10 protein-coding genes and 3 pseudogenes are annotated in these 10,296 nt (G+C 58.9%); 5 read left to right on the plus strand and 8 right to left on the minus strand.

Features of this window, described 5'->3' with window-relative positions; translation table 11 throughout:
- Nucleotides 1-153: 153 nt before the first annotated feature.
- Nucleotides 154-852: pseudogene (locus tag JQC81_RS25425) on the minus strand (IS6 family transposase).
- Nucleotides 853-858: 6 nt separating this feature from the next.
- Nucleotides 859-1,326: a hypothetical protein gene (locus tag JQC81_RS25430; protein ID WP_203274592.1), complete on the minus strand. Its 468-nt coding sequence runs from the start codon at nt 1,324-1,326 to the stop codon at nt 859-861.
- Between the two features lie 215 nt (nt 1,327-1,541).
- Between JQC81_RS25430 and dinB the strand changes: the two genes are divergently transcribed.
- Nucleotides 1,542-2,612, plus strand: coding sequence for a DNA polymerase IV (gene dinB, locus JQC81_RS25435; protein WP_246520656.1), 1,071 nt, complete (start codon nt 1,542-1,544; stop codon nt 2,610-2,612).
- A gap of 8 nt (nt 2,613-2,620) precedes the next feature.
- Here the strand turns inward: dinB and JQC81_RS25440 are convergent, their stop codons facing one another.
- Both JQC81_RS25440 and JQC81_RS25445 read right to left on the minus strand, forming a co-directional pair.
- On the minus strand, nt 2,621-3,376 hold the full coding sequence (locus JQC81_RS25440; protein WP_203274593.1) for an RES family NAD+ phosphorylase: 756 nt from the start codon (nt 3,374-3,376) through the stop codon (nt 2,621-2,623).
- Nucleotides 3,336-3,716, minus strand: coding sequence for an MbcA/ParS/Xre antitoxin family protein (locus JQC81_RS25445; RefSeq protein WP_203274594.1), 381 nt, complete (start codon nt 3,714-3,716; stop codon nt 3,336-3,338). Before JQC81_RS25445 ends, JQC81_RS25440 begins: the two co-directional genes overlap by 41 nt.
- Before the next feature lie 204 nt (nt 3,717-3,920).
- On the opposite strand from JQC81_RS25445, the gene recA reads away from it, so the two are divergent.
- A complete protein-coding gene (gene recA, locus JQC81_RS25450) occupies nt 3,921-4,964 on the plus strand; it encodes a recombinase RecA (RefSeq protein WP_203274595.1) in 1,044 nt (347 codons plus the stop codon).
- A 38-nt stretch (nt 4,965-5,002) separates the two neighbouring features.
- Here recA and JQC81_RS25455 read toward each other — a convergent pair whose 3' ends face one another.
- Nucleotides 5,003-5,923, minus strand: a complete 921-nt coding sequence (locus tag JQC81_RS25455; RefSeq protein ID WP_203274596.1) for a metallophosphoesterase — start codon at nt 5,921-5,923, stop codon at nt 5,003-5,005.
- 586 nt (nt 5,924-6,509) lie between these two features.
- The gene (locus JQC81_RS34170) at nt 6,510-7,142 is read right to left on the minus strand and encodes a calcium-binding protein (RefSeq protein ID WP_203274597.1); all 633 of its coding nucleotides are present in this window, start codon (nt 7,140-7,142) and stop codon (nt 6,510-6,512) included.
- Nucleotides 7,143-7,211: 69 nt separating this feature from the next.
- Between JQC81_RS34170 and JQC81_RS25465 the strand changes: the two are divergent.
- A pseudogene (locus tag JQC81_RS25465) lies at nt 7,212-7,586 on the plus strand (IS6 family transposase); the annotation flags it as partial.
- A gap of 106 nt (nt 7,587-7,692) precedes the next feature.
- The gene (locus JQC81_RS25470) at nt 7,693-8,148 is read left to right on the plus strand and encodes a GAF domain-containing protein (RefSeq protein ID WP_203274598.1); all 456 of its coding nucleotides are present in this window, start codon (nt 7,693-7,695) and stop codon (nt 8,146-8,148) included.
- A gap of 146 nt (nt 8,149-8,294) precedes the next feature.
- Here JQC81_RS25470 and JQC81_RS34495 read toward each other — a convergent pair whose 3' ends face one another.
- Nucleotides 8,295-8,522 carry a DUF6894 family protein gene (locus tag JQC81_RS34495; RefSeq protein ID WP_376772453.1) on the minus strand — a complete coding sequence of 76 codons (228 nt, stop codon included), beginning with the start codon at nt 8,520-8,522 and terminating at the stop codon, nt 8,295-8,297.
- A 370-nt stretch (nt 8,523-8,892) separates the two neighbouring features.
- On the opposite strand from JQC81_RS34495, the gene JQC81_RS25480 reads away from it, so the two are divergent.
- Nucleotides 8,893-9,579, plus strand: coding sequence for a Crp/Fnr family transcriptional regulator (locus tag JQC81_RS25480; protein ID WP_246520654.1), 687 nt, complete (start codon nt 8,893-8,895; stop codon nt 9,577-9,579).
- 144 nt (nt 9,580-9,723) lie between these two features.
- Here JQC81_RS25480 and JQC81_RS25485 read toward each other — a convergent pair.
- Nucleotides 9,724-9,993, minus strand: a pseudogene (locus tag JQC81_RS25485) (MarR family winged helix-turn-helix transcriptional regulator); the annotation flags it as partial.
- Between the last annotated feature and the right edge of the window lie 303 nt (nt 9,994-10,296).

The raw sequence follows: 10,296 nt of genomic DNA on the forward strand, positions 1-10,296 counted from the left end.
CTTCTCTTCATCTCCGGCTGGCGTATCGGCCGCATGAGCAACGCCAATTACTCCCGCGACATCACTGCCATCTCCGAGATCATAGGCGAGCCCGTGAACACCTAGTCGGAGGCCTGGTAGCACGAATGCTAAGCGCGAGCCGTCCTCAGTTGCTCAGGCAGCGAGCCGATCGAACTGCTCGGCAAGTGAAGGCAGCGGATTGTAGGCATATTTCGCCTATCCTTTCCGCATCATGTGAACCATTTCGATGCCGGCCAGTACAGCGCGGACGCTATTTGTAGACTTGAAGCCCATCATCGGTCGAACCCGTCTTTTGACGGCACGATGATCCTGCTCAATGCGATTGTTGAGGAATTGGCTCTGCCGGATCCTAATCGGAATGAGCGGACATCTTGAGCCATCCTGTAGACGGCTTTCCGCATCGCACGACAAGATCGCTTCCCGATTGGACTGGCTGCCGTCGATGACTACCCGCTCGGGACGGCCATGCCTCTTGAGGGCCTTGCGCATGAACCGTTTGGCGGCAGCGAGATTGCGCCGCTCGCTGAACCAGAACTCGACCGTGTCGCCGTTGCTGTCAATAGCTCGATAGAGATACATCCATCGCCCACGCACCTTGATATACGTCTTATCCACATGCCATTTTCGGCTGACGGCTCGCTTGCGTCGATGGAACCGTTCCAGCAATTCGGGCGAGTACCGGATGACCCACCTGTGGATCGTAGCGTGACCGACGGAGATACCCCGCTCCGCCACCATCTCCTCGAGGTTTTGGAGGCTGAGATTGTAAGCGAGATACCACCGCACGCAGAGCAGGATTACCGATCGGTCAAATTGCCTGCCCTTGAACATCTCGCGTCACCCTCTCTCACCAGCACAGGGCATAACCCGCGATAGGAAAGAAAGAGTTGCCTCGAGGTGCCGGGCACGCGCTGCGAGATCGGGCGTACGGACCCCGGGATAAACGCGGCGGTTGGTGTATCCGGCAATCTGGGAGCGAGCTTTGCGCCTCTCACCCTTGCGAATTTTCCGCGGGTCGATGGTTCGGATCAGGGAAACGGGGCCGAAGTCCTGGCCGCGGCGGGTGAGGGTGTCCTGAAGGAACGCTTGCCCGGCCGGGGTGACCACCATGCAGGTGACCCGCTTCCGCCCGCCGGCGGAGTTCCGGGAGCGGCGGAGATAGCCGAGTTCCTCGAGGGCCGACACGTCCGGCGAGATGGTATAGCCCCACTTGACCTGGACAGCAAAGCCAATGTCCCCGCGGGAAGCCGCTAGGCGGGGATAGGCTGTGCGGCGGGCAAGGCTTCTGTGCTTGTCGGCTGACATTGGCAGCACCTCATTTCAGGGATTGATCGAAGAAGATCTCAAAGCGGCAGCGCCACAGAAAACGGGTGGGAAACTGGCGCGCTGGCACAAAAGCAAAACAGGAAATGCTATATCCAAGGCAACAGCAGCGGTCGGCCGTGAGAACCATGTCTGTCATCGACCTTAATCCAGCAATCGAGGCTCCGGGGACGGAAGATCCGGACCTGCGTCAGGCCATGGGCGACCGTCGCATCGTCCATGTGGACCTCGACGCGTTCTATGCCTCTGTGGAGCAGCGGGATAATCCGGAGCTGCGCGGCAAGCCTGTTGCGGTGGGCGGCTCGCGGGAGCGGGGCGTAGTGGCCGCCGCCAGTTACGAGGCCCGGCGCTTTGGCGTTCACTCTGCTATGCCGTCGGTCACTGCACGGAGGAAATGTCCTGACCTGATCTTCGTAAGGCCGCGCTTCGATGTCTATAAGCAGGTGTCGCAGCAGATCCGCGAGATCTTCTTCGAGTACACGCCCCTGGTGGAGCCCCTCTCTCTCGATGAGGCGTATTTGGATGTAACCGACAACCTGAAGGGCATTCCGTATGCGACCCAGGTTGCGCGGGAGATCCGGGCGAAGATCTTCCAGGAGACCGGGCTGACGGCCTCGGCGGGTGTGAGCTACTGCAAATTTGCGGCCAAGATGGCGTCGGACCAGAACAAGCCGAACGGGATGTTCGTCATCACACCCGAAATGGGGCCGGCATTCGTCGAGCAACTTCCGATCAAGAAGTTTCACGGGATTGGTCCGGCAACCGCTGCGAAGTTTAATTCGCTGGGGATTTTCACGGGCCTTGATCTGAAGGCCCAATCCTTGGAATTCCTGCAGGAGCGGTTCGGTAAGGCAGGGAGCTACTACTACTGGCTCTCGAGAGGAATTGATCGTCGCCCTGTGCAGCCGGACCGCATTCGTAAATCTGTGGGTGCGGAGAATACCTTCGAGAAGGACCTAGCGAGCTTAGAGGAGATGACGGACGCCCTGCAGCCGATCATCGACAAGGTCTGGCGCTACTGCGAGAACTCCGGCGTGCGGGGTCGTACGGTCACGCTGAAGGTGAAGTTCTCCGATTTCCAGCAGATCACCCGCAGCCGCACCCTGCCGGGAATGGTCGAGAACCGGGCGACTCTGGACCAGACAGGAAAAGATCTGCTTGTCGGTCAGTTCCCCTTCGGGAAGAGCGTGCGCCTCTTGGGCGCATCTCTGTCGAGCCTGAATACAGACGAGGAGCCGGAGAGCCCTCAGTTGTGCCTTGGGTTCTAACGTCTGCCCTATGCAGCCCGCTCCCAAGCGAAAGTGGCTGTTCGTGCGTCAGCGACCATCGTTTCGGGAGCAAATTGGATCGCAAGTTTGGGGCTTTCGCAGAGAGCCTGCACACCAAGATGGGTCAGACGCATGCGCCACGTCTGACGCGTGACGGGCTCCGGACGGTCAAAGACCCCGCAAGAGAGCCAAGTAAGAGCTGCACCCCGTTTGGGGCAGCGGACTGACAGGGAGCGAAGTCCCGTCGCGCCGGCGGCTCTGGCAAGGTCGGCAAAGGCCTGAGACGCGCTGTAGTCGCTGAGATGGGCGAGGGCAGGGTTCTGGCGCTCGGTCAGGTCGAGCAAGGCATCGGTGGCGATTGAGACGGAAAATGCCGTGTATTCGGCAAAATCCGGCGGGATCAGAGCCTCGGGCGCCTCGGCATAGAACAACACCCGATAGAAGGCCATCTCGGCGATCGCCGTCTCCACATGCTCAGCCGTGTAGAAGGCACCGTCCCGCTGTCCCGCGCGACGGAAGCGGGACCCATGTCTGGGCGTATAGCGAAAGGGCGTATAAAGTAGCGGATGGAGATGGCGGCAGGCTGGCGGCACCGGCGGCTTGGTTTCGTCCAGGAGTTCTTCGAGGCGTGCCTGCTCATCCAGGGTGTCGACGAGCGGGACGGTCGAGATGACGTACTGGGACTCGACGACGCGCCAGCAATGGCCCTTAAACAGGCGAAACTCAGAGCGGAGCGCGTCGGGAGTCGAGATAGTCGATGACATGCACGAGACCGGAGATGGATTGGACGGCATCGACTGGACGGACATCCAGCGCGGTGTTGTGGCTCTTGAACCAGGACGCAGCAGCAGCGGCATTGCCGCCGACGATGGCATCCAGGGAGCGGTAGAGCCTCACAAAGAGGAGCGAGAGCTGAAAAGCGTTCCGATCCCGATCCAGGGCAAATTCGCCTGTCTTCATACGGGAGACCGTCGCCTCCGACACGCCAATGATCGCGGCAAAGATGCGCCCCGGGATGTCGAGACGCTCGGCGGCTCTTACAGCAGCTTTTGAGACGATCGCCGCGTCCTGGCTGATACGAGCGGAATGTGCTGTCGTGACCATGCTTCACCGCCTTTCCATAGATAGAATATGCCCATAAACCTTTCTGTAAAGAGAAAAGTTCCGGAGAGAACCTTAGCTACAGCTGATAGCAATCGTATTGAGGCGGTACTGACAATTCACCGCAGTTCCCTATTTGTTCTGGTCATCCGCGGCGGATTAGGATACGTCATCGGCCAATCCAAAATACTGACGTGCGGAGCCTCTATGAGCTTGGACAAGAAGAAGGCGATCGATACTGCGGTCGCCCAGATCGAACGCGCCTTTGGCAAGGGCGCCATCATGCGCCTCGGTGGTGACCAAGTGGTCGAAGTTGAGACGATTTCAACCGGCTCACTAGGCCTCGACATCGCCCTTGGCGTGGGCGGCCTCCCCAAGGGCCGTATCATTGAGATCTACGGACCGGAGAGCTCCGGCAAGACAACGCTGACCCTTCACGCCATTGCGGAAGCGCAAAAGCTGGGTGGCGTGTGCGCCTTCATCGATGCCGAGCATGCGCTCGACCCGGTCTATGCCCGTAAGCTGGGGGTGAACCTGGATGATCTGCTCGTGTCGCAGCCGGACAATGGCGAGCAGGCCTTGGAGATCGCCGACACGATGGTGCGCTCGGGCGCGATCAACGTCGTGGTGATCGACTCCGTGGCAGCGCTTACGCCAAAGGCTGAAATCGAAGGCGAGATGGGCGAGAGCCGCCCGGGCCTTCAGGCCCGTCTGATGAGCCAAGCGCTGCGGAAGCTCACCGGCTCGATCAACCGGACGAACACGCTGGTGATCTTCATCAATCAGATCCGCATGAAGATTGGCGTCACCTACGGCAGTCCGGAAACAACGACAGGCGGCAACGCTCTGAAGTTCTATGCCTCGGTGCGCCTGGACATCCGCCGGACCTCGACCCTGAAGGATCGGGATGAGCCGATCGGCAACCAGGTTCGGGTAAAGGTCGTCAAGAACAAGGTCGCTCCGCCTTTCAAGCAGGTCGAGTTCGACATCATGTTCGGCGAGGGCATCTCGAAGATGGGCGAACTCATCGACCTTGGCGTCAAAGCTGGGGTGGTCGAGAAGTCGGGTGCCTGGTTCTCGTACGACAGCCAGCGGCTGGGGCAGGGGCGCGAGAACTCGAAGACCTTCCTTAAGGAGAACCCGGAGATTGCTGGTCAGATCGAGGCGAAGATCCGCCAGAACGCAGGCCTGCTCATGAATGACCTGCAGGCGAATGATACCGGTGATGCTGGGGCCGAGGACGCAGCATAGGTCAAAGGAAGGGCCGGTCCGATGGACCGGCCTTTTCCTTACGAAACAAAGATGAGCTTACCGGGATCGAGTTCCGCCTCTCCATCCCATAGGTACGCCGCGAGGTGGCCTCCTTTGGCGACAGAATAGTCAAGGCCGAGCCGGCGCCGGTCAGTCAGGATAGGTTCGCCCTGAAGCCAGTAGTGGCCAAACAGAATGGGCTTATCCTGATCATAGGGAAGGCGGTCTTCCGGCCCAAGTTCGATGTCAAGGAGGAGGGCGACGGTGTCCTCATCGACGAGGGCCGCGCTCTTGTAGGTGGTGGCCGCCTCGTCCCACCAGGGGATGCGAGTGTTAGTGCGGGCGTGGCCATCCTTGTCCAAAAACGAAACGCCTTCCGGCAGTGCAATCTCAAGCCCCTTCAATAGAATCTCGACTGCATTATGTGCCGGGTGCCCTTTCGTGAGAGAGGCGTAAACGCCTTCCTCGGTGAAAGATCCATCGGCATTGACATAGGGACCGATGTTCGCGATCTCGCGAGGGTGCCAGCAGGCGTGGATCACCCGCAGCCCGAGGTTCTCGTACCAGAGGGGCAAGGTCGTGAACCAGGTGACGAGTTCACGGTGGAGGGGCGAGCCTTCGCCGACGGCGTCGAGGAACGCTTGGTGCTGCTTTCTGTTCTTGGCGCTGTGGGCCCGCATCGGCTTTGCGGGATCCGCCGGATCCGAAAGAAACCAGCCGATGGCGTTGTGCTCATGACTTCCCATGGTCACGTGGGCGAAACCTTCATCGCGCATGCGGCGGAGGATATCGACCGTCTCCAGCTGCTCCGGGCCACGGTCGATGAGATCACCGACGCTCACCAGGGTCCGGTCCTGATGCTGCCAAGTACCATTCTTGAGCTTATAGCCAAGCTTAGAGAGCAGGGCAGTCAGTTTGGATGCATGGCCATGAACGTCGGCAACAATATCGAAGCGCAAGTCGAACTTCTTTCGAGCGCTCTGCAGCGCTTAAAGCTTGGCCGTTCGCAGTGAATGAACGGGCGCGGGCAGGTTGGTTACTTTTCGGGGATCAATCTTTTCCAAAAAGCGACGCTCGGAGGCGGAAATTGAGACCCATCTTAAGATTTATATTCGCAGCGTTAACCGGATTTTAGCCATACTGGCATTACCAAGGCGTCAACCGGGCTGGGAAAACTGGTTGGCGAGTTCGGGAGAGACGCGGATGTACCGTCCTCCCGAATATTGCACCAGCGATCATATCACTCGCGGCTGTAAGCCAGAGAGATGCCGATCGGCAGAGCGCCAAGGTCAACGTCACCTGCGGCCTCCACCAGTTCGGTACCATTCTTTATCAGAGCGTCCATAAGGACGTGTTCGAATTCAACGACGGTGCGTTGCTCGCCTTCGATGCAATCGGACCAGCGGCGATCCTGCGCTTCCGGTAGCTGTTACCGGCGAGCTTCCAGTTCAGCGAAATATTCTCGAAGGGTCGGCATTGTCTCGGGGATCTTCTGGATTCCTTAGCCCAAGACAAAAAGGGAGGTCTGAGACCTCCCTTTCAGGCTTAGAGCAGGAAGTAGTCCGCCTTCATCGAAGTGATGCCCTTCACGCCGATGTAATGGTCAGCGACCCTATCTCCATTGGCATCGATCACGAGCCTATCGGAGGCGGTGTTGTAGTAGAACTGACCGGCCTTGCCGGCGTTGAGTTTCCAGTCGCCGGTGGAGTTGCCGAGAAAGGTCATCTTCTGGCGACCGGCAACTTCGGGATTGGCGTCGAACGACTTGAAGTCGATCTTGTCGTCCTTCCTGAAATCGAAGATTTGGTCAAAGGAAGCGAGGTCGCCAAGGTCGCCGTAGGCGTTGAACTTGTCCTTTCCGGAGCTTCCGTAAAGCCGATCTGCATCAGCTCCGCCTTGGATGATGTCGTCTCCGGCACCGCCCGACAGGAAATACATTCCGGAGCCGCCGCTCAGAAGGTCGTTGCCGACGCCACCATAGAGCTTGTCGTCTCCATAGCCGCCGTAGAGTTTGTCGTTCCCAGCATCTCCATATAGTGCGTCATTGCCGGAACGCCCGTCGATGACATCGTTGCCCGCTCCGCCCTTGATGACGTTCCGGACATCGTTGCCGTAGATCTTGTCGGCATGCTTCGAACCCTTGGCGTTCTCGATGACCGTGAACTCGCCGATGTACACCGGATGTGTCGCAAACTTTTTGTTTCAGAGTTTCGGCTACTCCTCCCTCGGTTCAGGGGCGGGGGCGCAGTGTTCAAGGGCAGGCAATTCGATAAATCCGTGATCCTGCTCTGCGTCCGATGGTACTTGGCCTACAATCTGAGCCTGCGGAACCTTGAGGAGATGATGGCCGAGCGCGGCATCTCCGTTGACCATGCGACAGTGCATCGATGGGTTGTTCGCTAATCCTCCGAGTTGCTGGAGCGGTTTAATCGCCGCAAGCGGGCTGTCACCAGCAAGTGGCATATCGATGAAACTTACATCAAGGTCTGTAGCCGTTGGATGTATCTTTACCGCGCGATCGACAGCAACGGCGACACAGTGGAGTTCTAGTTCAGCGAGCGGCGCAATCTCGCTGCCGCCAAACGGTTCATGCGCAAGGCTCTCAAACGGCACCGAGATCCTTCCGATGCCGACAAACAGCGCCGCCTGATCGCCCCCGTCACCTAAATTCCGTCATAGCTCAATTCTCCGCCTGAAGGCACTTAAGGACTTAGATGCTTCCAAGTAGTTGCCCAATGTCATCATCGACCGAGTGACAGTTTTCGCCCGAATCCACTTCGGCGTGCCGATCTGCCTGGTGAACCTGATCGAGGCGGATCAGGCGCTGGTGGCCTCAAAGCAGGGGCTGGATGCCTCACGCCTGGACCGCAGGATCGCGTTTTGCAGTTACACGATCCTGCAGCCCAGCGTCCTCGTTGTTCCGGATGCTCGCGCTGACGAGCGCTTCAAGGACAATCCGGTTGTCACAGGTGAACCTTGCATCCGCTTCTATGCTGGCGCGCCGTTGGTCTATGACGGCGAGGTGCGTCTTGGTCCGTTGTGCCTTCTCGACACCAAGCCGCGCTCCTTCTCCCGGGGTGAGCAGGCCGAACTGCAGATGCTGGCCGATCAGGTCATCGGCGTCATCGTCAGCCGCATGTTGGGCTTGCCCGAGCCCGATATCAGCGCCGCTCTGTCCATCTAACTGTACCCTGAACTCAGGCCCTTGAACCACTCTGCAGCCATCCTGACGGGCTGTATCGCAGCTTTGGAGTATGGATGCGCGAGCAGGTCTCATCGACCTGCTGTTTGACTGAAGCCTTGAAGCAGGCAGTTTGCAGTAATGCCGCTTTAGTCACACTCGATGGAAAACCTGAGGGTGCAAACCGCGGCCTCGTTCTCATCCGTGACCCGCAACCGCCACTCGGATCCTTTCCAGTCACTGTAGCTGACGCCTTTGAGCAACTCTCCGGCAACGGTGACGGCATGGTCTCGCGCCTCCCTTGGTCCGGGAAGATCGGTCCCATCATTGTCGATGTGATCGCGGTCGCTGTGAACATGAAAAAAGTAGCGTGCCATGGAAATTAACCGTCGCAATAAAGTTGCGCATGCGTCGCAAAGGATCTCTCTTCCGCTGTTACACGTGCGACGAGGAGGCTTCCCAATGCAAGGGGCCGCTGTAACCCTCACGGTTAACTAGGTTGAGGGCTCCGATCAGGCAACACTCGCGCTGCCATTCGCTTTCCCTCATTGAGGGGTGGCGTGCCCCAATATCACAGTCGAGGGGCCTCTCAGTTCATTGCAAGAGCCACTATGACTCTTCCGAGGTGGATATATTGCCGGGTCAATAATTAGTTCTAATCAATGGAAGGACCCGGATCGAACAGGATTGTGATCCTCCCCTATGCCTCAGGCGCGACCACCGAGAGACCATCGAGCCAACCGCCTTTTGGCAGCTCTGGAGCCGGAGGACTTTGCCGCTCTCGAGCCGCATCTGGAGGTCGTCAAGTTGAGAAGGCGGCAGGTGCTCTGCGAGACAGGAGAAACCCTGCGTTACGCTTACTTCCCGCACGATACAGTCATCTCGCTCGTGGCGGTGATGGAGGACGGCAGCTCGGCCGAGATGTCGATCTGCGGCCGCGAAGGCGTGGTGGGGCTTCTGACGGCGCTCATCTCCCGTCAGTCATTCGGGCGCTACATCGTCCAGATAGATGGCACGGCATCCCGGATCGAAGTCAACAAGATGCACGAAATCGGGAATGCCCGTCCCAGCATCCGTAGGGTGTTGTGGCACTTCCTGGAAGCCATCATGGCTCGCATTCTCCAGTCCGTGGCCTGCAATGCCCTTCACAGCGTGGAGGCCCGCTGCTGCCGTTTGATCCTCAGCACGGATGACAGGACCGATCAGGATGTCCTGCCTCTCACGCACGAGTTCTTGGCTGAGCGCCTAGGCGTGCAGCGCTCCACCGTCAGTGCCGTGATGGGAAGGCTCCAGGCGGCAGAGCTGATCCGGCAGGGCAGGGGCGGTATCATCGTGGCGGATCGCGCCCGCCTGGAGGGTGCGGCATGCGAGTGCTACCGGCGGATACACAACACCTTTGAGCGCCTGTTGCCCCGCACCTTCACAAAGGGCTGATCCGTTGGCGCAGCTTTCGCTCGACACCCATGCCGGTTTATGTGTCCTTGGGGTGCCTGATGGCGCCCCCCTGGATAGTTCGCTGTGTGCCGCATACGAACATTGGTATCACAGCTATAAGGAACGATAATGCCCCGAGTCTTGTCAGCTCCTTGCCGGTTCGGTTGCTACTGCGAGGCTCCTGAGAACAGCTATGAGATCCTGGAATCGCGTGTGGCCGACTTCGTTGGCCCATTGCTCCTGCAGCTCACGCAGCGTTGCATAAATTACGTCTGCTACTGTCCAACCCCGCTCCGTCAGGTACACCAGCCGACGCTCGCTCTCAGGCCCTGCGCGCCGCTCCAGATATCCAAGCTCCTCCAGCTGCCCGACGAGGTGGTTGGTGGCCTGCCGGGACATGTGCATCTGGCGCGCAAGGTCTGACTGTCAATCAGCATCGAGTACTGCCCCCGAGCAAATTGACATTAAGCGCATGACGTTGCTGGCGAATGTACAGCAACGGCGGGGTTATCGTTGATCCCGCCAAAGTTGCCAATCTGTGCCGCTAAACCAAAGCTTTGCGCTCCTCTCATGGGGGATCACCTTTGGTGCCGCTCCACAGGTGGTAGGCATAATTGTACAGGAAGGCGATGTCCGGCCTCTAGAGCATCGGACGCTTACACGGACGCATAGCCAGCGGCCTTGAGGAAGTTCCAACATTCTTGCGGCTCAAACAAA

Origin of the sequence: Microvirga arabica (genome assembly GCF_016811235.1) — a bacterium.
GTDB classification, from domain to species: Bacteria; Pseudomonadota; Alphaproteobacteria; order Rhizobiales; family Beijerinckiaceae; genus Microvirga; species Microvirga arabica.

Coding starts and splice junctions, on each gene's coding strand:
- JQC81_RS25430 (WP_203274592.1), bottom strand. CDS start 1,326: ATGTCAGCCGACAAGCACAGAAGCCTTGCCCGCCGCACAGCCTATCCC.
- dinB (WP_246520656.1), top strand. CDS start 1,542: ATGGGCGACCGTCGCATCGTCCATGTGGACCTCGACGCGTTCTATGCC.
- JQC81_RS25440 (WP_203274593.1), bottom strand. CDS start 3,376: ATGTCATCGACTATCTCGACTCCCGACGCGCTCCGCTCTGAGTTTCGC.
- JQC81_RS25445 (WP_203274594.1), bottom strand. CDS start 3,716: ATGGTCACGACAGCACATTCCGCTCGTATCAGCCAGGACGCGGCGATC.
- recA (WP_203274595.1), top strand. CDS start 3,921: ATGAGCTTGGACAAGAAGAAGGCGATCGATACTGCGGTCGCCCAGATC.
- JQC81_RS34495 (WP_376772453.1), bottom strand. CDS start 8,522: ATGGCACGCTACTTTTTTCATGTTCACAGCGACCGCGATCACATCGAC.